A 21,198-nucleotide genomic window follows, 5' to 3' on the forward strand; every position below is an offset into this window, starting at 1 on the left:
CGCGAAGGCGGGGACCTCGATAGGGCAGGTGGGACCAAGCGGCCTGAGACCCCCGCCTGCGCGGGGGCTCAAAAATCCACTGCAATCCCGTCTTTCTCCCAGTCGCCGTAGCGGGTGGGGGAGAGCTTTTCGTCCTGCTTGACCGCCTTGGGTGCGGGGGGCGGGTCGTTGGACCAATGCGCCGGTTTGGTGAAACGCTTGGCTGCCGGGGATTTCTCTTTTGTCATCCTCCCAAGGTGCGCGCACTGGCGGGAAGTTTCAACCACCGCTAGGGCAGGCGCCATGGCCCATACCCCCGGACTCCCCGCGCGCCGCGCGGCGCTGCAAATGCTCGACGCCGTGCTCAATCGGGGCGAGACGCTCGAGGTCGCCGGGCGCAATGCCATCCGCAGCATCAGGGACGGGCCGGACAAGGCGCTCGCGCTCGCCATCGCCAACGAGGGCCTGCGCTGGCTGACCGACCTCGATGCGCTGATCGACAGCGCGACGAAGCAGGTCCTCCCGCCGGACGCCAAGGCGCGCAGCGTGCTGCGGCTGATGCTGGCGCAATGGCTGCGGCTCGATACCCCGCCGCACGCGGTGATCGCCACCGGGCTACCTTTGCTTGCCGGCGGCCCGCGGCGGCTGGCGCATGGCGTGTTCTCGACCCTGGTGAAGCGCGAGGCAACTCTCCCCCCTGCGCCGACCTTGCCCGAAGCGGTGCAGACCCGTTGGGGCGAATGCGCCGATGCCATCGCGGCCGGGCTGGTCGAGCCGCCGCCGCTCGACCTCGCTCTGAAGAGCCCTGGCAATACTGCCGAATGGGCCAACCGCCTCGCGGCAGACAGCTACGCCCCCGGCCACCTGCGCCTGCCGCGCGGCGAGGCCGTCGAGAAGATCGAAGGCTACCGGGACGGCGCATGGTGGGTGCAGGACCTCGCCGCCTCGATCCCCGCGCGGCTGCTCGGGGAGGGGGAGGGCCGCCACGCGCTCGACCTGTGCGCCGCACCCGGCGGCAAGACGATGCAGCTCGCGGCGGCGGGGTGGAACGTCACCGCGCTCGACCTCAGCAAGCGGCGGCTCGATGTGCTGCGCGAGAACCTCAAGCGCACCGGCCTCAAGGCGTCGCCCGTGCGCGCCGATGCGCTGGCGTGGGAGCCGAAGCACCGCTTCGATGCGATCCTGCTCGACGCGCCCTGCACCGCCACCGGCACCGCCCGCCGCCATCCCGATGTGCTCCACCGCATCGGCGCGCGCCAGATCGCCGAGATGGCGGAATTGCAGGCGGCGCTGCTGGCTCGCGCGGCAGGCTGGCTCAAGCCCGGCGGGGTGCTGGTCTACGCGGTGTGCTCGCTCGAGCGCGAGGAGGGGGAGGACCAGGCTGCAAGCGTGGCGCTGGAGCCGCTCCCCATTACCGCCGAGGAACTTCCCGCCGGGCTGCTGCCGACTGCCGAAGGCTGGCTCCGCACCGATCCGGGAATGCTGCGTGCAGAAGGCGGGCTGGACGGGTTTTTCGTTTGCAGGGTGAAGGCTTCGTAGTAAAATTCGCATTCGGGATAAGATTAAATCGGCAAAATTCAATGCTTGATCGATTTGCTTCAGCGTTGAGTCGCATTCCTACAAGATCAGAACTCGGCATAAAATAAACCGGCGTACGGCGATTCTTATTTCGCGGAAACAATAATGCCGATTTTCGGCAAGGAGGACGTATGCCTGATCCAATCGATCCATTGGCCAATCTTACGGCGCAGATCTACAATTCCATGACCACGGGTCTCGGGATTTCGCGCGACGATTTCCAGATCGCTCAGGGCGACCTGATCGCGCCGGATACGACGCAGTTGCTGTGGACCATGATGAACCAGATCCCGAACGATTCGATCGCACAGGTCTACGACTCGTCGACCATTTCGAATCTGTCGGGCGAATACGAGACCGTGCTGTCCAACCTGACCGTGGCGGGCAGCGCCGATTTCAAGACTACCCTCGGCGACCAATACAGCATCTGGCTGGCCGACTGGCGGGCGTATGCACACAGGAACCTGACCATTTCCAGCCAGCTTCCGACGGAACAGGCAAAGTTCTTTAACGAGTGGGCGACCATGAACCTCGATCCGGGAACGGCTGCGACGGCAGCAAACGCCCTGTCGCGGATTCTGACGAATCCCGTCGGGATCGCACAGCAACTGATGCTCAACGCACCGCCGGGTGCCACCATTCCGTTCACGGTCACGCATGGGGAAATGTTGAAGCAGCTGAACCACGGTCAGACTCGCGGCTTCAGCATGGATTCGTCGACCGCAAGCGGCGACCTGTCCGGCGCATGGTCGAGCGAAAGCGGTTCCAAGGGCGGAACCTATTTCTACACCACGTCGGAAAGCTCGGAATCGTCCAGCTTCACCAGTACCTTTGCGTCATCGAACGTTACCGTCCAGACAAACTTCGAGAAGGTCGTGACGGTTCCGTTCACCGCACTGGCAACCGGGTCGTTGCAGGATGGCGGACAGACATACCTGCCGTGGTTCTATGGCGCGGCGCTGGTCGAGGCCTATCAGGACGATACGTCGGACCTGTGGTCCGATCCGACCAAATGGACCGAGTTTTTCGGGTCGGACGGGTCGCTCCAGTACGTGACCACAGCGCTGGTCATCGCCGACGGCATCAGCCAAACGACCACCTCCGATGCCAGCTTCAGCTCGGACCAGCAGACCTATGCGCACTCGGAAAGCCATGCTGGCTACGGCTGCTGGCCCTATTATGTGAAGTCGGACAGTTCATCGACGACCTCGACCAATGTGTCGTTCGACTCGAGCGGACACATGACCACCACCGTCTCTTCAGCAACCAACAACCCGATTGTCATTGGGGTGCTGGTTTCGAGCGTGAAGAGCCTTATCCAGAGCCACGCATTTTAGGCTGACGCGCTGCCCCGGGGCGGTGCCGCACAGTGCGCGGCAACGCCCCGGCACTGCCCGCGGGTCATTCCCCAACCTGGAAATGCTATGCGCAGAGAGCGGCCTGTTCGTCGCTCTAAGCGAAGCGCAGCTGTGCCTCGCTGCACTCCCGGTCTGCCTGGCTGAAGCGCAGCCGCAATCCGATGTCGCTCCGCTCGGCGCATACGATGCGGAAGGGCACTTCCATCTCGATGTAACGGTCGAAACGGATTTGGCCCGCGCTGAAGGCCACGCGCGGATCGCCGGTCAGCAAGGCTGCGAACTGGCGGGCGCATTCGCCGATATGGGTTGCGTTGACGTGGTCGCCTGAGCCGGAGAGTTGGCGGCTGGCGGGCGGCATCCCGTTGGCGGCGGTGACCAGTGCCGTAACCGCTTCCCCATCGGGTTCGAGCGGAGAGATCAGCGCAAACTCGCCCGTCGCGACGCCGACCGCCCCCGCTGGCGCGTATTCGAAGTCATGCTCCGGTCTCGCAGGCGCCAGCGCACCTTTCGACTCCGCACGCCAGCCTTCGAAGTTGCGGTTGCGAAACACCACGCCCTTGCCGCGCATGCGATAGACCAGCCGCTCCTGCGCATCGCGCAGCGTAATCGCAAAGCCCGGCGCGCCGCCGATCGCGGTGTCTTCCATGATCCCGTGCGCGCCATGCCCGGCGGCGGGGTCGCCGATTGCCCAGTCGACCCAGGTCAGCGCGGACCATTTGGAGGGGTCGAGCGTCCCGCGCGCCATCGCACCGCCGACGCTGATCCAGAAGCTTTGGGTCATCAGCACCAGCGGATGCTGCGGCGGCAGCTCGAGCCACGGCCACTCGGCGCGGTCGTTCGAGCAGGTGAAAGCGACCGAATTGTCCGCGCCGACGACATGATCCGCAGTATAGGCCTTGTCGATCGGCGCGGGCATCGTGCGGTCAGCTCTTGGCCTTGTCGGCAAAGCTCTTGCGCAGCTTCATGATCTTGGGCGGGATCACCGCGAGGCAGTAGGGGTTGCGCTGGCCTTCGCCGTCCCAGTAGTCCTGGTGGTAATCCTCCGCCGGGTACCACTCGCCGCTTTCGATAGTGGTGACGGCGGCTTCGCCCGGATGGTCGACGTTCCACCGCGCAATCGCAGCTTCGGCTTCGGCGCGCTGTGCATCGTCCAGCGGAAAGATCGCGCTGCGGTACTGCGTGCCGACATCGTTGCCCTGCCGGTTGAGCTGGGTTGGATCATGGGTGCCGAGAAACACGTCGTAGATCTCGGGCAGGGTGATGGTGGCGGGGTCGAAGGTGACGCGGATCCCCTCGGCGTGGCCGGTGGTGCCGCTGCACACCGCCTTGTAGGTCGGATGGGGGACGGTGCCGCCGATATAGCCGCTCTCGACCTCGCTCACCCCGATCACGTCCTTGAACACCGCTTCGGTGCACCAGAAACAGCCGCCGGCGATGATCGCTTGCTGGAATTCGCTCATGTTTGCTCCTTCGTTCGGGAACGGATGTAGGTTGCACGGGTTCGCTTGTCATCGCCCGCTGTTGCCCTAAACACGGGGGCTATCAGTTTACCGGGAGAAAATTCGATGCGTTTCCTGCTTGCCGCCGCCGCTTCCGCCCTTGCCCTTGCCGCCACGCCTGCACTGGCCGACGGCCACATGGATGCCACCAGCGATCATCATCACGGCGAAAAGCATTCGGTGCTCGATACCGCAACCTTCATGAAGCACCACGGCGAGGCGCTGTCAGGGGCGATCAACCACCCGACCCGCAAGGAAGACAGCGCGCGCGACCAGCACCGCCACCCGGCCGAAACGCTCGCCTTCTTCCACGTCGGCCCGCATATGAAGGTTGGCGAATACGCCCCCGGCGGCGGCTGGTACTCGCGCCTGCTTGGCCACTATCTCGGCGGCGAAGGCCAGCTGGTCGGCCTCTACGCCAACCCCATTACCGCAACGCAGGACGAAACGCGCCGCCAGCGCACGCGCGATGCGGCGGCGGGCTTCCCGGCCGAGGTCGCGGGCTTCACCGGGCTCCCGGCGGAGAAATTCGCCGGCATGACGCTCGAGACGATCCCCGACGACCAGAAGGGCACCTTCGACCGCATCCTGGTGATCCGCATGATGCACAACATGATGCGCTCCAACGTCGCCGACAGCGAGTTCACCGCGATGCGCGCGCTGCTCAAGGACGACGGGCTGATCGGTATCGTCCAGCACCGCGCCAAGCCGGATGCGCCCTACAGCTACACCGATGGCAGCAAGGGTTATCTGCGGCAGGACGACGTGGTGAGCTTCATGGAGCTGCAGGGCTTCGAACTGGTCGCCGCGAGCGAGATCAACGCCAACCCGATGGACACCGCCGACCATCCCGAAGGCGTGTGGGAAATGCCCCCGATCCAGCGCACCAAGCGCGCCGACCTCGCCGAAAAGGGCGAGAGCGACCGGATGACATTGTTGTTCAAGAAGCGCCCCTGACGGGCCGCAGGGCTGTCCAAAAAGCGCATGTAAGCCGGGCAGGTCATGGCTAGATGTGATAGTGTATCATTCACCTCGGGTTCACATTGTGGTGAAAATAAGGCAACCCTGAGCGGGGCCACTCTGGCCCTGCCGGGAGAGCCCCTATGAACGCCCGATCGCTTGCCCTTGCCGCCATCCTGCCCCTCGGCCTCGCCGCCTGCGGCGATGCCCCGTTCGACCCGCGCGGGGTCGAGCATGACGAAACCCTGCTCTCGGTCAGCGCCACCGGGGAGGCCGAGACGAAGCCCGACATGGCGGTCTTTCAGGCGGGGATCGAGACCTTCGGTTCCACCGGAAAGGCGGCGAGCACCGCCAATGCCGAGAAGATCGGCGAGCTGGTCGACGCGCTTAAGGCGGCAGGCGTCCCTGCGAAGGACATTCAGACGCGCTCGGTCGGGATCACCAGCATCGATTGGGGACCGCGCAAGGGCCAGTACCAGGCGAACAACATCGTTGCCGTCACCGTGCGCGACATTGCCAAGGCCGATGCCGCCGTCACCGCCGCGACCGAGGCCGGGGCAAATATCATGAGCGGTCCCGAACTGCGCATGTCGGACCCCGAAGCCGCTGCCAACACCGCCTATGGCAACGCCTTCAAGGCCGCCGAGGCGCGCGCCAAGGCCTATGCCGACGCGGCGGGGATGGAGATCAGCCGCGTGCTGACCATTCGCGATGGCGGCGGCGCGCAAGGCGATCGCTACCTGCCGGGTGCGGTGGCCCCGGTCTCGCGCATGCCCTATCCCGAGGAAATGGCCGAAGCCGCGATGGATTCCGCCAGCGTCATTCAGCCCGGCCAGACGCGCAGCACCGTGGCGGTGCAAGTGGACTTCGCGCTGCGGGAGAAGTAAGCGCGCTCGCATGACGAAGATCACCGTTGCCGCCCTCCAGCTCGCCCTCGGCTCAAGCGACGAGGGGGAGAATATCGACGCGGTCGCGCAGCTGGTCGAGCGCGCGGCGGGGGAGGGGGCGCAGATCGTGCTCCCGCCCGAGCTGTTCTCCGGCCCTTATTTCTGCCGCGAGGAAGACGAGGCGCTGTTCGCGCTTGCGCGGCCTACGCTGGAGCATCCCTCGGTGATCGCGATGCGCAAGCTGGCGAAAGGGCTGGAAGTCGCCATCCCGACCAGCTTTTTCGAGCGCGACGGGCACCATTACTACAACACGCTGGCGATGATCGGGCCGGACGGCGAGGTGATGGGCACCTATCGCAAGAGCCATATCCCCGACGGACCGGGCTACGAAGAGAAGTTCTATTTCCGCCCCGGGAATGACGGGTTCAAGGTGTGGAACGTGTGCGGCACAACCATCGGCGTCGGCATCTGCTGGGACCAGTGGTATCCCGAATGTGCGCGGGTGATGGCGCTCAAGGGCGCCGAACTGCTGTTCTACCCCACCGCGATCGGCAGCGAACCCTACGATGCCGATCTCGACACCAGCCGGATGTGGCGGCGCGCGATGCAGGGGCATGCGGTATCGAACTGCATGCCGGTGGTCGCCGCCAACCGCATCGGCCACGAAGGCACGCAGGACGCGGGGCAGAGCTTCTACGGCCACAGCTTCATCGCCAACGAATGGGCCGACCTGGTGTGCGAATACGGCAAAGAGGAGACGGGCGTGCTGGTGGCGACGCTCGACCTCGCGCTCGCGGCCAAGCACCGTGCGGGCATGGGCTTCTTCCGCGACCGCCGCCCGCAGCTCTACGGGCGGATCGCCGAGGATATCTGAGGCAGGCGCGCTACCTTCTGGCGCTCGGTTCGAACATGCGCCACGCCGCGCTCGGCAGCCCGCGCGAGGTGGTGGCGACTGCCATCGCCGCGCTGGCGGAAATCGGCCCGGTCACCGCCCGCTCGCGCATCATCGAGAGTGCGCCGCTCGGCCCCTCGCTGCGGCGCTACGCCAATGCGGCGGCATTGGTGGAGAGCGAGCTCGAACCTGCGCACATGCTCGCGCTGCTCAAGCGGATCGAGCGCCGCTTCGGCCGGCGGCGCGGGCAGCGGTGGAGTGCGCGGGTGCTCGACCTCGATATCGTGCTGTGGAGCGGCGGCGCGTGGAGCAGTCCGGAACTGTCAGTTCCCCACCGCGAATTCCGGCGGCGCAGCTTCGTCCTCGGCCCGGCGGCGCAGATCGCGGGCGACTGGCGCGATCCGCTGAGCGGACTTTCGCTCCGCCAGCTCAATGCCCGCTTGACCAAGCCAAGCCCCCTGCCTAGGTGAGCGCCCGGACTGTGCGGCCCCACGCGGCCCCGCGTCCGACCCCGTGGGGGCCGTTAGCTCAGTCGGTAGAGCAACTGACTTTTAATCAGTAGGTCGCTGGTTCGAACCCAGCACGGCTCACCACACAGTCCCAGATTTCCCTCAAATGCGCAGTCTCTGTCAGATTGGCCAAAATACCCCCGCTTTTCCGGGTCTTTGCCGCAGGTGATTTTGCGAAGCAGAACGGACGAGTTTCTGTCTGGGCGTTTTCGGGAGATTCCGGCCATTCATAACCCGTTCGCTTCGCGGCCCCTTGGGTTAATTTCGATTCCGCTCGTCGATCGCCATATCGGCAACTTCGCCCGCTGAACTGCCTTGGCCAATGGCAGAGCTTCATGGCATGGCCTGCATGCAAGAAGCCTATAGCAGTACCGTTCAAGTATATTGAGTTCTTTACCGATATTTGTTGCCACTGTATCCTCGGCACTCAAGGGGCTGCACGGGCGAGCCTTCACATTCGGCAAAGGAATCTCGTCATCGAAATGTCTTCGCTCCGTGATTCTGTATTCGTAGCCGACAACCTCCTGCCGCAGCAGGATCACGCGGCATTGTGGGAATTCTTCAGCGCGCAAAGCTTCAACCGCGTGCATGACGGCGGACTGACGCGAGTCTACCGCCTGACCGACGGCGAAAGCTGGATTTCGAGCGGCCATTACCTCCGCATTCACGAGGAGCCGGCGTCGGAACCTGTTGCCCTGATTTCCCAGCGGGTAAGGGATGGCTCCGCCAACCGGCAAAGTGCAATTGCTTTGCCAACACTCAGGTGCGAGGAGAATGCGTCGTGAATTCACGAAAGAATGGACGGAGAAATCTGCATGCTATTTGATCTGGAAGCTTACGCAATCAAAAGGGCCGGGTTCCCTCTCGCAGTCTGCGCAAAGGCCGAGCTGAGCAACAGTTGCTACGAAGCCCGCATCGCCGACAAGTTCCCTGGCGGCGATGTGGAATACTCGGCGGATCCGGCGGTGGCGCAGGTGATCATCGAGGTCGTCCGCTATGATCGCCTGTGCTTCCAATCTGTTGTGCCATGGGCAGAGGCGGTGATGATCTGGAACGCCGAGAGGTACGATGCCGTGGATCTGATCCTTCGATTCACGCGCGAAAATGAAGAGGGAGTTGAGGAGGAAACCCTTCGCGTCCCGATCGAACGTATCTAGTGGGACCGAGTGTCCAGCGGGCACGAGCATGATGGTGTCCCTCAATGCCACTTGCGGTTCGGTCCCCGGTTGCCAGTTTCCCGAAGATCAATTTATGGATTTCCCTCGATCTCAGAGTGCTACTACCCGACGCTAGCGTTTTCCCTGTTCCGGCGATCAAATCCCCTGATACCGCCGAAAGATTACCCTGTTACGGCGAAAAAATACCCTGTTCGGGCGAATAGCAGGAAACGCCCTTTTGCGCGATTAAAGTACCGGAATTGTACAGGAATTGCCGAACCGACTGCGCGAATTGGCGCCGAAATTCCCTGTTTCGGGCCTCAAAAAAGGCAGTTTCCCCTGTTGATTCCCTGTTTAGCAGGGAAACTGGAGAGAGACGCGTTAGGTCGGGACTGCGTCATTTACCACCCGCGTGGTATTTCTCAATTTCGTCGACAATACGCGGCTGCTCGCTGATGCTGCTTATGCCCGATCCCGGTCCAGCCAGCGGGCCAGGGCGACGCCACCGGTAATCAGGAACGGCACCAGCACGAAGCTGAGCGCGACCTTGGCCAGCACCTGCCCGATCAGGAGGTCGGTGATGTCGAACTCGCCGTAGAAGGCGAGGGTGATGAAGATCACCGAATCGATCGCCTGGCTGAGCGCCGAGGCGACCGCGCCGCGCAGCATCAGCCCCACCGTGCTGCCCTCTCCGCTCCCGCGCAGCTTGTTGAAGATCCAGATGTTGAGCAGCAGCGAGACGAGATAGGCCGCCGGGCCTGCCAGCCACACCCGCCACAGTTGCGAATGCACCCGCTCGAACGCGGTCAGGTCCTCGGGACGGAACTGGATCATTTCGGGTGAGGCGGGCAGCGCCAGCACCAGCGTCATCAGGAGCGACGACACGCCGAGCGGGACGAAGCCCCAGAACACGATGCGGTTGGCGAGCTGCTGGCCGAACAGCTGGGTCACCGTGCTGGAGATCACCACGAGGATGAGGAAGGCGAAAATGCCCGCCTCCACCGCGAGCTCGGTCGGGTAAAGCTGCACCTGCTTGTAGGCCAGCACGCCCGCCACCACGGTCATCCCGCCATACAGCAGCAACATGAAGAGCAGCGAGCGATGGATGTGCAGGCCCTTGGCCGCGGCGGTTTCGGTTCCGGTCATGCGGCCGGGATTATGGCCTTGCGCGCGAAAAGGGAAGCGCGCGCGATCAACCGTCCTGTGGGCATCGTGTTTGACTGGCGCGCGACAAAAGGCGAAGGCGGGACACGACAGAATCGCCAACCGGAACGGGCGCCGACCGACCTATGCATCCCATTGTTGCCAGCCTGCTCGGCATTCTCGCCATCCTCGCCATCGCCTTCCTGCTGTCTACGGGCAAGAAGCGGATCAGGCTCCGCGTGGTCGGCGCGGCATTCGCGCTGCAGGCGGTGGTCGCTTTGCTGGTGCTGCGCACGCCGTGGGGCGTGAAGGCGATCGAGAGTATGTCCAACGGGGTGATCGCGCTGCTCGACTACTCCAAGATCGGGATCGCTGCGGTGTTCGGCCCGATGGACGCCAACCCGTTCACCAACACCTTCGTCATCGCCGCGCTGCCGGTGATCGTGTTTTTCGCCGCGCTGGTCTCGATCCTCTATCACTGGGGCATCATGCAGCGGCTGGTGCGCTGGGTCGGCGGGGCGATCGGCTGGCTGACCGGGATCAGCCGGGTCGAGGCGCTGGGCAGCGCCGCGAACATCTTCGTCGGCCAGTCGGAAAGCCCGTTGGTGGTCCGGCCCTATCTCGCCGCGCTGCCGCCCGCGCAGCTGTTCACCCTGATGACGGTGGGCATGGCGGGCGTCGCCGGCACGATCCTCGCCGCCTATGCCAGCTTCATCGGAGCCGAAGCGGTGCCGTTCCTGCTCGCCGCCGCCTTCATGTCCGCCCCCGGCGGGATCCTGATGGCGAAGATCATCATGCCCGACGACGGCGACTATGCCGACATCGCCGGCAAGATGGAGCTGCCCGACGCGCGGATCAGTGCCGAGGGGCCTGCCGCCATCACCGAGGGCGGCAAGGCGCACGAGGTCGAGGTGGCCGAGACCTTCGAGGAAGGGCACAAGCCGGCCAATGTGATCGAAGCCGCCGCGCAGGGCGCGCAGACCGGGGTCAAGCTCGCGGTCGCGGTCGGCGCGATGGTGATGGTGTTCGTCGCGCTGGTTGCGCTGGCCAATGGCATTCTCGGCGGGATCGGCGGGCTGTTCGGCTTCCCCGATATCTCGTTCCAGCAGATCCTCGGCTATGTGTTCGCGCCGGTGATGTACTTGATCGGCATCGCCGACTGGAACCAGGCGCAGGTCGCAGGCGGCCTGTTCGGCACCAAGATCGTGCTCAACGAATTCGTCGCCTTCATCGAACTGGGCCAGATCGAGGGGCTGACCGACCGCAGCCGGGCGATCGTCACCTTCGCGCTGTGCGGTTTCGCCAATTTCTCCTCGATCGCCATCCAGATGGCGGTAACCGGCGGGCTTGCGCCAAATCAAAGACCGGTTATCGCCAAACTGGGATTGCGGGCACTCGCCGCCGGCTCGCTCGCCAACCTCATGAGCGCCGCGCTCGCCGGACTGTTCCTGCCGCTGTAAGACAACCGATATGACCGACATCGCATCCGTTTCCATCGCCCGCCCGCTCGCCGATGTCGCCGACGAGCTCGGCCGCAGCTTCTCCGAGTACGGCTTCGCCATCATTCGCGACCACGGCATCCCCGCCGATCTGATTGCGCGTGCCGAGGAAATGTCGAAGCAATTCTTTGCTTTGCCAGACGAGGTGAAGCGCAATTACCACATCCCCGGCGGCGGCGGCGCGCGCGGCTATACCCCGTTCGGGACCGAGAAGGCGAAGGACGCGCGGGTCCACGACCTCAAGGAATTCTGGCACGTCGGGCGCAGCCTGCCCGACGGCCACACCTTGTCCGAATTCATGCAGCCCAATATCTGGCCGGAGGAAATCCCCGGCTTCCGGGAAACCTTCGAAGAGCTTTATGCTGCCTTCGAGCAAGCAGGAGACCGAGTGCTGCGCGCAATCGCGATCCATCTCGGGCTGGCGGAGGACTTCTTCGTCCCGACGGTCGCCGATGGCAATTCGGTGATGCGCCTCCTGCGCTATCCGCCGCTGGAAGGCGCGGAAGCCGAAGGCGCGATCCGCGCGGCGGCGCATGGCGACATCAACACCATCACCCTGCTGCTGGGGGCCGAGGAGGCCGGCCTCGAGCTGCTGACGAAGCAGGGCGAATGGCTGCCGGTAAATCCACCGCCAGGCGCGCTGGCGGTTAACATCGGCGACATGCTCGACCGGCTGACCAACAGCAGGCTGGTGTCGACCACCCACCGGGTGGTCAATCCGCGCGGCGAGGCCGCCTACCGCGCGCGCTATTCGATGCCGTTTTTCCTGCATTTCCGGCCGGATTACGTGATCGAGACGCTGGATTCGTGCGACGACGGAAAGGCGCCGCCGCCGATTTCGAGCCACGAGTTTCTGTTGCAGCGGCTGCGCGAGATCAATCTCGCCTGATTCTCCTGCCGTCGCGACTCCAAGCGGCGATTCCCCGCCAGCTTGCGGCGATTCATCGTAGCGAAAGAATTCGCTCTGCCTGTTGCAACGCAGCAACACAGTTAAGCATCTGATTCGGCAAGAAAAAACCGAATTATCCCAGGCTGTGTAAAAGTTTTGGGCTCGTTGTCATTGCGCGGTCACAAATTCCCCTTTTGCGCGTCACTTATCGCATTTAGCGGGCGGGCCATCCAACCCGCCTATCCGTTTCGATCAGAGAACAGGGACCGTTCACCCATGAAACTCAGATACCTCCTTGCCGCCAGCGCCCTCAGCCTTACGGCCGGCGTCATCCTGCCCGCACCCGTCATGGCGCAGCAGATCACGTCTTCGATCCAGGGCACCGTCCAGAGCGAAGCGGGCGTTCCGCTGAGCGGCGCGACCGTGGTCGTGACTGATACACGGACTGGCGCTTCGCGAACGACGGTGACCGGTGCCGATGGCCGCTTCTCGGCACAGAACCTCGTGGTCGGTGGCCCTTACATGGTTTCGGTCAATGTGGACGGCTACGAAGGTCAGTCGGTCGGCGAACTGTACACCTCGCTGCAGGGCGCAACTGATCTGACCTTCGCCCTGACTTCTGGCGCGGGCGAGATCGTGGTGACCGGCACCCGTGTGCAGGTTACCCAGCTGGCAGTCGGGCCAGGCACCAGCTTTGGCCTGGAAGTGCTTGAAACCGCGCCGAGCTTCAACCGCGACATTCGTGACGTGATCCGCCTCGATCCGCGCGTCAGCCTTGACCGTGAAGACGCCGCGACCGGCGGCTCGGGCGCCGACCGCATCAGCTGCCTTGGCGGCAACGACCGCGGCAATGCTTTCACGGTCGACGGTATCAGTCAGGGCGATATCTTCGGCCTCAACGACACCGGCTTCAGCGCGCGCAGCTCGACCCCGATACCCTATGATGCCGTGCGCGAAACGCAGGTCCAGTTTGCCCCATTCGATGTCGACTATGGCCAGTTCACGGGCTGTGCGATCAACGTTGTCACCAAGTCCGGTACCAATGACTATCAGTTCGGCGGCTTCTTCGAATATTCGGACAACGGCCTGCGCGGCAATAATGTTGTCTCCAAGGGTCGCAGTTCTGCAGTCGCACCGATCGAGGCGGAAAAGCGCTGGGGCGCCTATCTTGGTGGCCCGGTGATCAAGGACCGTCTGTTCCTGTTCGGTGCCTACGAGCATCAGGAAGCCGGCCAGTCGCAGGATTTCGGCCCTGACGGTGCCGGTTTCCCGAACCCGCAAATCGGCATCACCGTCGAGCAGTTCAACGAGGTGCGTCAGGTACTGAACGACGTCTATGGTGTCGATACCGGCGACATCGTAACCAGCCGTCCGTTCGAGAACGACCGCTATTTCCTCCGCGCTGACTTGCAGATCAACGACGATCATCGTCTCGAAGCGACCTATCAGCGACTGGAAGAAGCGACCACGCTGCCTGACGATCTGTTCTCGGGCAACAACCCGCAGGCAGTTGGCCGCAACACCTTCCGGATCAGCGGCACCGAATCGAACTATTATTCGGCCCGCCTGTACTCGCAGTGGAGCGACAATTTCTCGACCGAAGTGCGCTACTCGCGTGCGGATATCCAGGATTTGCAGGATCCGATCGGCGGCGGTGAAGCACAGTCGGATAATCCGATTCCGCGGATCATCGTCGGGATCGACAATCCGACCGGGATTGACGGCACGGTACTGGCCGGCCCCGGCAACTCGCGCTCGGGCAATGATCTCAAGACCGATGTTGACCAGTTCCGGGTCGCTGCAAACCTCGATGCCGGTGCACACCGGATCAAGATCGGTGCCGAGATCAACAGGGTTTCGCTGTTCAACTTGTTCGTCCAGAACGCGACCGGCACGCTCGTCTTCCGCAACATCGATGATCTGCGCGCCGGCCTGCTCTCGCCGGGCAGCACCGGGACAACATCTACCCTACCGAGCAATGTTATTTCGGGCCGTACGGTCGGCGCATTCGGCAATTTCTCTGCCACAGGCGATGTCACCGCTGCGGCGGCGGACTTCACCCGCACCAACTATTCGGTGTTTGCGCAGGACGAATGGGAAATCAACGACCGCCTCGGTGCGGTTCTGGGGCTGCGCGTCGACTGGTTCGATGGCGGGCGACCGACGCAGAACCCCAACTTCGTTGACCGTTACGGCTTCGGCAATGATATCGGCTTCAGCGCGCTTGACCCGATCGTGATGCCGCGCCTTGCGCTGACTTACGACATGGATGATTTCGCCATCTTTTCGCGTCCACAGCTGCGCGGCGGGGTTGGCATCTTCTCAGGTGGTGATCCGCTTGTGTGGTTCAGCAATGCCTTCTCCAATGACGGTCGCGGTTTCGCGCAGGGTACCACGCGCGACGCGCCGTGCCCGGCGGGCCAGATCGATGTTGTGGTCAACGGTCAGTTCACTGGTGTTCCGGATTGCTTCCAGGCGGCCGCTTCGTCCCGTGCGGCGGCTGGCCTGGGTGATACCCAGTCGATCAGTCCGGACATCAAGATGCCCAGCGTGTTGCGTGCCAATATCGGTTTCGCATCGGATGTCGACTTCAGTGAAACCGGCTTCTTCAGCGGTTGGAACCTGGCGCTCGATTACATCTACAGCAAGACCCGCGACCCGTTCACGATTGTCGATCTTTCCCAGACGGTCAATCCGGATATCGGGCTCGATGGCTTCACCATTGATGGCCGCCCGATCTATCGCGCAATCGACCCGTCGGTAGCGGGGTGTACAGCGCAACTGGTCGGACTTGATCCGGCACCGGTCTATCAGGGGGTCAATGCCGCCTGTTTCAACACCGAGCGCGATGACGAACTGATGCTGACCAATGCTGGCAGCTTCGAGAGCCATATCGCCTCGGCGATCCTGTCCAAGCGGTTCGATGGAGGCGTCTTCACCGATGGTGGCTCGGTCGATTTCAACCTCGGTTATGCCTACACCGACTCGCAAGACCGGCGGAACATGCTGAGCTCGACCGCAGGCTCGAACTTTGACTCGACGGCGGCTTTCGACCGACAGAACCCGGAGGCTACGCGGGGCTTCTACGGCTCGCGCCACAACATCACTTCACGCCTGTCGTTCAAGGAAGAATTCTTCCCTGACCTGGCCAGCCGCTTTTCGATGTCGTTCATTGCCCGGTCGGGCCGCCCCTATAGCTTGACCTTCACCGGAGGCGGGGTGTTCAACGACACGCAATCGGGCAACGACAACGCGCTGGTCTATCTGCCGACAGGTATCAGCGATCCGAACGTGTCGCCGTCGTCGACAATCAGTGCCTCGGATATGGCTCTGCTGACCGACTTTGCGAACGGTCTTGGCTGTGCGCGCAAATTCATCGGGCGCTCGGTGACTCGCAACCATTGCGAGAACGACTGGTACTTCGACATGGACCTGTCGATCTCGCAGGAGATCCCCGGTCCGGGTCGTTTGTTCGGACGGGATGACAAGCTTCGCCTCTATGCCACTGTCGACAACTTCCTGAATTTGCTGGACTCAAGCTGGAACGTGCAAACCCGGCGCAATTTCGCCGGCTTGCAGGATATTGCTTCGATCTCAGGCATCGATGCAGAGGGACGCTACATCTTCACCAGTGCCGCCGCACTGCGCCCGAATGCCGAAGGACTGACTTCGTTCGACACGGACAACTTTGTCAACGTCAGCTCGTCGGTCTGGCGGATCAAGGTGGGGGTCAGCTACGACTTCTAGTTTCGATCTGACAATAAGTTGCCTACAGGCGGCGGTCCCTTCGGGGGCCGCCGTTTGTGTTTGGGCCGGTGTTTCGGGCGGTGTTGCTGGCGGAGCGGCAGGCCATCGCCAGACGCGCCGGATTGACCTAGGATCGTGCGCATACACAGCGTTGCGCAGATTGGGAGGCGCGGTTCGATGGCAACGACGCCCGATGGCAGATACTCCGACACCCGCCGCAGGCCGAAGCCGTGGCTCATCGCCCTGATCGTGCTGCTGCACATCGTCGGGCTCTATGGCCTCGCGCGGATATTCAGCCCCGCTGCCGTCGCCGATGTCGAGCAATCGGTGCTCGAAGCCCTCACCGTCACCGTCGCGACCCGAGACTACACGCCCGATCCCGACGATCCGCAGCCGGACGAAGGCGCGTCGGGTGAGCAGGGGCAGAAGGCCGTCCCCAAGCCGGTGACCGCGCCCGACATGCCGATCCCGATGCCCAAGAAAACTCCGGTGCCCAAGGCCTCCTCCACCGGCACCGAAAGCCGCTCCGGCGCACGCGACAGCGGCGAGGGGACCGGCGCCTCGGGCGCAGGCGACGGCACCGGATCGGGCCGCAGCGGGGGCGGGATGGGCAACGGAGTTGCGGTCAAACCCTCCGTCCGCTCGGGCAATCTCGACCAGGCGCGCGATTTCCCGGTGCCCGAAGGCGGGCGGCAGACGCGCTTCGGCAAGTCGGTGACGGTGGTGTTCACGGTGACGACTGACGGGCGGGCGAAGAATTGCTCCGTCGCAAGCACCCAGGTCGATGCGGAGACGACCGCACTGGTCTGCCCGCTGGTGGTGCAGAAGATCCGCTTCAATCCCGCCACCCGTGCCGATGGCACTCCGGTCGAGGCGCGCTATGGCTACCGGGTCGATTTCAGTGGCCGGTAACGCGATATCAAGGCGGCAGCACTATGCCCGCGAGCGAATGAGTATCGCGACATGAGCAGCACTATCCACCCGGTCATCCTGTGCGGCGGCAGCGGCACCCGCCTGTGGCCGCGCAGCCGCGCCGTGCGTCCCAAGCCGTTTCTCCCGCTGGTCGGGCAGAAGACCCTGTTCGAGCAGACGCTGGACCGGGTTGGCGGAGCGGTGTTCGCAGCCCCGACCGTCGTTGCGGGAGCCGCGCACCGCGATCTCGTGGCCGAGCAGGCAAGTGGCGTCGATGGCCTTCGCCGGATCGAGGAACCCGCCGGGCGCAACACGGCACCGGCGATCGCACTGGCGGCGCTGCTGGCGGATGCAGGCGATCTGCTGCTTGTCTGCCCGAGCGATCACCATGTCGCCGAGCCGGTAGCCTTCGCAGCCGCTGCGGAGACGGCGGCGGCGCTGGCAGCGGAAGGCTGGCTGGTCGCCTTCGGGATCGAGGCGACCGCGCCCGAGACCGGCTATGGCTACATCAAACGCGGCGCAGCGCTGGGCGGCGGCAATGCAGTCGAGCGCTTCGTCGAGAAGCCCGACCTTGCGACCGCGCAGGGCTTCCTCGACGACGGGGGCTACAGCTGGAACGGCGGCATCTTCTGCCTGCGCGCGGGAACATATCTCGACGAGCTCGCCCGCCAGCGCCCTGCCATGGCCGAAGCCGCGCGTCTAGCGGTTGAGCGCGGCGCGGAGATCGATGGCATCTTCCATCCTGACGAGGCGAGCTTCCTCGCCATCGAAGGCGAATCGATCGACTATGCCGTGATGGAAGGCACCGACCGCGCGGCAATGGTCCCGGTGGCGATGGGCTGGTCCGACATCGGCAACTGGCAGGCGCTGCACGAGGCGCGGAGCAAGGACGAGGCGGGCAACAGCCTGCGCGGCAGCGCCGAACTGGTCGATTGTCGCAATGTGCTGGTCCAGAGCGACGGGCCGCGCGTCTCGGCCATCGGGCTGGAGAACGTGATCATCGTGATCGACGGCGACGAGGTGCTGGTGACCAGCGCCGACGGCGCGCAGAAGGTCGGCAAGCTCAAGGGCGCGTCGCAGCAGTGAGCGCCCCGTTCCGCCTCCCCACCCGCGAGGTCGCCAAGGTGTGGGGCTGCGACGCGCTGCCCGCGCCCTTCGCTGCGCCCGCAGGGGAGCGGATCGGCGAGATCTGGTTCGAGCCCGCGCTGCCGGTCGCAGGGCTGCTGGCGAAATATCTCTTCACCAGCGAGAAGCTGTCGGTGCAGGTCCACCCGTCGGACGCGCAGGCCCCCGCCGGGATGCGCGGCAAGGAAGAATGCTGGCTGGTGCTCGACGCCGAACCGGGCGCGAGCCTCGCCATCGGCTTCGACCAACCAATCGGCCCCGAGGCGATGCGCGCCGCCGCGCTCGACGGGTCGATCGAGCAGCTGCTGACATGGCATAAGGTGCAGCGCGGCGATGTGTTCTACCTTCCCGCCGGCACGGTCCACGCCATCGGGCCGGGGCTGGCGCTGGTCGAGATCCAGCAGAACAGCGACATCACCTACCGCCTCTACGACTACGGCCGCCCGCGCGAATTGCATCTCGATGCGGCGCTGGCGGTGGCGCAGGGCGCGCCCTACGATCCGGCGCTGCGCGGCCATGTCGACTTCACCCGCAGCCAACGGCTGGTCTCCGGGCCGAAGTTCACCATCGATCTCGTGGTCGGCACGGCGAAGCCTGACGTTCCCGGCCCCTGCCTCGTCATGCCGCTCGAAGGCAAGGCCACCATCGACGGATCGGAACTCGAAGCGGGCGAATGCGCGGCGGTGGCGAGCCTGTCCGGCGTGCAGTTCGCCCCGGCGGGCTGCGCGCTGGTCGCGGCGGAACTGGGCTGAATTCGAATTCACCGCGCTTGCGCTCCGCCCGCTGCATCGCCAATTGTGCAGTTGCAGCAATTTCCCGGAAAGACGCTCCCCATGATCGCCCAGACCATCCAGCTCGCGCTCGCACCGGTGTTCGTGCTGGTGGCGATCGGCAACATCATGAACATCCTCACCAGCCGCCTTGCGCGGGTGGTCGACCGCAGCCGCGAGCTGCGCCGCCAGCACGCCGCGACCGAGGGGGCGGAGCACGACATGGTGGTGCTCGAAATCCGTATCGTCGCGCGCCGCATCCACCTGGTCGGCCGCGCGCTGCGCCTGCTGGTGCTCTCGGGCCTCAGCATCGGGCTGACCGTCGGGCTGCTGTTCGTCGAGGAAATGGCGGGAGCGAGCCTGCAACCCGTGGCCGCCGGGACCTTCATCGTCGCCATCGGCATGCTGATGTGGGCGCTGCTGCTGTTCCTGCGCGAAACCCAGATCGCGGCGGAAAGCCTGCGGATTCCCGAGACTTTCCTGGAGCTGGACCGGAAGCTCTAGGCGCTTCATCGTGCCGTCTCCTCCGCCCGTCATTGCGAGCGGCGAAGCCGCGCGGCAATCCAGGGCGGCAGCGCGATTCATCGCTGGATTGCCGCGTCGCCCCAATTTGGGTTTGGACCTCCTCGCCATGACGATCTTCAGGCTCTGCTTGCCCGCGATCCGACGGGGGTGTGACACAGACCCCGGTGCTTTTCGCAACTTTCGCGTGCTGCCGGTCTTCCCATGCATCCGCCCGCGCCTCGACCGCGTCGGCGCGGCGCAGCAGGCGTATAAGCAAGGGAAATGAATGGCTTGTGTGGATTGCGGTGACCTGGCCGCGATAGACCACCGGCCGGATTCGCCCGGTTTCGACCTGCCATATCAGCGCGTGGAGCGGGACTTTCCGCCAATCGGTGCCGGGGCGCGCGCGGCGGGCCGATCCGGGCGGCTGGAGGATAAAATCCCACGCGCTCGCAAACTCCTCCGCCCCCGCGCGTGCCCGCAAGCGGTAGGCCGAGCGCGCCGCCATCCCCACCCGCCGCGCCGCCGTCCGCACGCAGCCGGTGATATAGAGCTGCCCGAGAAACGCCGCCTGCCGCGCCACGCTCCACCCGTCCTTGCGCCCCTTCAGCGGCACCGGCGCAAAGAACGGCGGCCTGCGCCGCTTGCGATGCGCGTGTTTGTTGCGGTGGTCGGGCGGGGCGGTGCGGGGGGAGGCGCTCATCCGCTAGTGTTGAGCAAATTTGCGGCGTGTAGGAAAATGGTTTGAGGTGGATGTGTTACCGACAGCAATATCTCAGAAGACCAGAATAGCATACAAAGGATACGCCTTTGGTACTACTCAAACGCTTGGGTTTGCGATTGACGGGAGCGCATAGATGTCCGAGATTTTCTCGATGCCCAATGAATCCGACAGGCTTTCGAATCAATATCGGGTCTACACCAGCCGCTATGATCGCATTGTTGACGCTGATGAGCTCGGCACCGTCTTGGAGTCGCTCTCCCACAAGAATCAGCGACTTCTGGACGAGGCATGGGATGAGTTTCAGACGGGACTTCTGCCATGGAAAACCAAACTCACGCTATCGAGTCGTGAACTCTCGGAACGCATAAATCTTGCGATCCCCCGTGATCGACGAGAGAGCACAATTGTATCGCTGCTGTTCGATCAGTCAGGTTCGATGCGTGGGCAGAAGATGCTCTATTCTGCAGCCGCCGCCGATGTAGCTCAGGAATTTTTGGCGACGCTGAAAATTGGCTGTGAGGTCCTCGGTTTTACCACGTCGGCATGGTGCGGCGGCCGGTCACGACGCCTATGGAATTGGCGCCTCAGGCCCCGCAACCCGGGTCGACTAAATGACCTGCTTCATGTCGTTTTTCGCGATGGTCTTGATGATCGCGCTAGTACCGGCAATTGGGCATTTCGCCACATGCTGAGACCCGATTTCCCGAAGGAGAACATCGATGGCGAGGCAATTCAATGGGCGGTGTCCCGCCTTGGTGAAATGGGGCACTCTCGGAAGATACTGATCGTGCTCTCAGACGGAGCACCAGTCGATGATTCAACATTGAGCGAGAACGATGCAAGCTACCTGATTGACCACCTCGAGTTCGTAGTCGAAGAATTGAACCGTACGAAAGTGGTAGAGATGGCCGCATTCGGGATCGGCTGCAAAGCGCACCCGTTTTATCCTCGAAGTCGCCATGTCGATGCTCCGGCCGATATCGGACTTGAACTACTCCGTTTCATTACGGAGATCTTGTGCGATGATAAAGGGGAAGTACTAGATTCGACAGGGCCTAAAGAGTAA

20 protein-coding genes and 1 tRNA gene are annotated in these 21,198 nt (G+C 63.9%); 17 read left to right on the forward strand and 4 right to left on the reverse strand.

Translation table 11 applies throughout. The features are described 5' to 3' along the window. Positions 1–68 precede the first annotated feature (68 nt). The gene (locus NSO95_RS14850; protein ID WP_257597115.1) at positions 69–227 is read right to left on the reverse strand and encodes a DUF1674 domain-containing protein; all 159 of its coding nucleotides are present in this window, start codon (positions 225–227) and stop codon (positions 69–71) included. Positions 228–282: 55 nt separating this feature from the next. Between NSO95_RS14850 and NSO95_RS14855 the strand changes: the two genes are divergently transcribed. Both NSO95_RS14855 and NSO95_RS14860 read left to right on the forward strand, forming a co-directional pair. Further along, positions 283–1,518: an RsmB/NOP family class I SAM-dependent RNA methyltransferase gene (locus tag NSO95_RS14855; RefSeq protein ID WP_257597116.1), complete on the forward strand. Its 1,236-nt coding sequence runs from the start codon at positions 283–285 to the stop codon at positions 1,516–1,518. A gap of 170 nt (positions 1,519–1,688) precedes the next feature. Beyond that, entirely contained in the window at positions 1,689–2,894 is a 1,206-nt protein-coding gene (locus tag NSO95_RS14860) for a hypothetical protein (protein ID WP_257597117.1), read from the forward strand. A gap of 115 nt (positions 2,895–3,009) precedes the next feature. Here NSO95_RS14860 and NSO95_RS14865 read toward each other — a convergent pair whose 3' ends face one another. Together NSO95_RS14865 and msrA are read right to left on the reverse strand one after the other, a co-directional pair. Further along, a complete protein-coding gene (locus NSO95_RS14865) occupies positions 3,010–3,831 on the reverse strand; it encodes a hypothetical protein (RefSeq protein WP_257597119.1) in 822 nt (273 codons plus the stop codon). A 7-nt stretch (positions 3,832–3,838) separates the two neighbouring features. Beyond that, positions 3,839–4,375, reverse strand: coding sequence for a peptide-methionine (S)-S-oxide reductase MsrA (msrA, locus tag NSO95_RS14870; RefSeq protein ID WP_257597120.1), 537 nt, complete (start codon positions 4,373–4,375; stop codon positions 3,839–3,841). A 105-nt stretch (positions 4,376–4,480) separates the two neighbouring features. Between msrA and NSO95_RS14875 the strand changes: the two genes are divergently transcribed. The 7 genes from NSO95_RS14875 to NSO95_RS14905 all read left to right on the forward strand — a co-directional run bounded on the left by NSO95_RS14875 (position 4,481) and on the right by NSO95_RS14905 (position 8,819). Then, positions 4,481–5,371 carry a class I SAM-dependent methyltransferase gene (locus tag NSO95_RS14875; protein WP_257597121.1) on the forward strand — a complete coding sequence of 297 codons (891 nt, stop codon included), beginning with the start codon at positions 4,481–4,483 and terminating at the stop codon, positions 5,369–5,371. A gap of 146 nt (positions 5,372–5,517) precedes the next feature. After that, positions 5,518–6,261 carry an SIMPL domain-containing protein gene (locus NSO95_RS14880; protein WP_257597123.1) on the forward strand — a complete coding sequence of 248 codons (744 nt, stop codon included), beginning with the start codon at positions 5,518–5,520 and terminating at the stop codon, positions 6,259–6,261. 10 nt (positions 6,262–6,271) lie between these two features. After that, entirely contained in the window at positions 6,272–7,135 is an 864-nt protein-coding gene (gene aguB / locus NSO95_RS14885) for an N-carbamoylputrescine amidase (RefSeq protein WP_257597124.1), read from the forward strand. Then, complete coding sequence (gene folK / locus NSO95_RS14890; protein ID WP_257597193.1) at positions 7,132–7,623, forward strand: 2-amino-4-hydroxy-6-hydroxymethyldihydropteridine diphosphokinase; 492 nt, start codon at positions 7,132–7,134, stop codon at positions 7,621–7,623. Before aguB ends, folK begins: the two co-directional genes overlap by 4 nt. 47 nt (positions 7,624–7,670) lie before the next feature. Next, a tRNA-Lys gene (locus tag NSO95_RS14895) sits at positions 7,671–7,746 on the forward strand. 251 nt (positions 7,747–7,997) lie between these two features. Then, the gene (locus NSO95_RS14900; RefSeq protein WP_257597125.1) at positions 7,998–8,447 is read left to right on the forward strand and encodes a hypothetical protein; all 450 of its coding nucleotides are present in this window, start codon (positions 7,998–8,000) and stop codon (positions 8,445–8,447) included. Between the two features lie 30 nt (positions 8,448–8,477). After that, a complete protein-coding gene (locus tag NSO95_RS14905; RefSeq protein WP_257597126.1) occupies positions 8,478–8,819 on the forward strand; it encodes a hypothetical protein in 342 nt (113 codons plus the stop codon). 462 nt (positions 8,820–9,281) lie between these two features. Here the strand turns inward: NSO95_RS14905 and NSO95_RS14910 are convergent, their stop codons facing one another. Further along, positions 9,282–9,965 (reverse strand): queuosine precursor transporter, encoded by a 684-nt coding sequence (locus NSO95_RS14910; RefSeq protein WP_436278048.1) that lies wholly within the window; start codon positions 9,963–9,965, stop codon positions 9,282–9,284. Positions 9,966–10,108: 143 nt separating this feature from the next. Here NSO95_RS14910 and NSO95_RS14915 point away from each other — a divergent pair, with 143 nt between their 5' ends. The 8 genes from NSO95_RS14915 to NSO95_RS14950 all read left to right on the forward strand — a co-directional run bounded on the left by NSO95_RS14915 (position 10,109) and on the right by NSO95_RS14950 (position 21,198). Next, positions 10,109–11,422, forward strand: coding sequence for a NupC/NupG family nucleoside CNT transporter (locus tag NSO95_RS14915; protein ID WP_257597127.1), 1,314 nt, complete (start codon positions 10,109–10,111; stop codon positions 11,420–11,422). A gap of 10 nt (positions 11,423–11,432) precedes the next feature. After that, positions 11,433–12,350 carry an isopenicillin N synthase family dioxygenase gene (locus tag NSO95_RS14920; protein WP_257597128.1) on the forward strand — a complete coding sequence of 306 codons (918 nt, stop codon included), beginning with the start codon at positions 11,433–11,435 and terminating at the stop codon, positions 12,348–12,350. A gap of 276 nt (positions 12,351–12,626) precedes the next feature. Then, positions 12,627–16,097: a TonB-dependent receptor gene (locus tag NSO95_RS14925; protein WP_257597129.1), complete on the forward strand. Its 3,471-nt coding sequence runs from the start codon at positions 12,627–12,629 to the stop codon at positions 16,095–16,097. 177 nt (positions 16,098–16,274) lie between these two features. Next, positions 16,275–17,009 carry a hypothetical protein gene (locus NSO95_RS14930; RefSeq protein WP_257597130.1) on the forward strand — a complete coding sequence of 245 codons (735 nt, stop codon included), beginning with the start codon at positions 16,275–16,277 and terminating at the stop codon, positions 17,007–17,009. Between the two features lie 51 nt (positions 17,010–17,060). After that, positions 17,061–18,095 carry a mannose-1-phosphate guanylyltransferase gene (locus NSO95_RS14935; RefSeq protein WP_257597131.1) on the forward strand — a complete coding sequence of 345 codons (1,035 nt, stop codon included), beginning with the start codon at positions 17,061–17,063 and terminating at the stop codon, positions 18,093–18,095. Next, positions 18,092–18,886 (forward strand): class I mannose-6-phosphate isomerase, encoded by a 795-nt coding sequence (locus NSO95_RS14940; protein ID WP_257597132.1) that lies wholly within the window; start codon positions 18,092–18,094, stop codon positions 18,884–18,886. The genes NSO95_RS14935 and NSO95_RS14940 overlap by 4 nt, the downstream gene beginning before the upstream one ends. A gap of 81 nt (positions 18,887–18,967) precedes the next feature. Next, positions 18,968–19,408: a DUF2721 domain-containing protein gene (locus tag NSO95_RS14945; RefSeq protein ID WP_257597133.1), complete on the forward strand. Its 441-nt coding sequence runs from the start codon at positions 18,968–18,970 to the stop codon at positions 19,406–19,408. An 857-nt stretch (positions 19,409–20,265) separates the two neighbouring features. Further along, positions 20,266–21,198: a cobaltochelatase CobT-related protein gene (locus tag NSO95_RS14950; RefSeq protein WP_257597134.1), complete on the forward strand. Its 933-nt coding sequence runs from the start codon at positions 20,266–20,268 to the stop codon at positions 21,196–21,198.

It is taken from the genome of Parerythrobacter lacustris (assembly GCF_024626475.1).
Classification (GTDB): domain Bacteria; phylum Pseudomonadota; class Alphaproteobacteria; order Sphingomonadales; family Sphingomonadaceae; genus Parerythrobacter_A; species Parerythrobacter_A lacustris.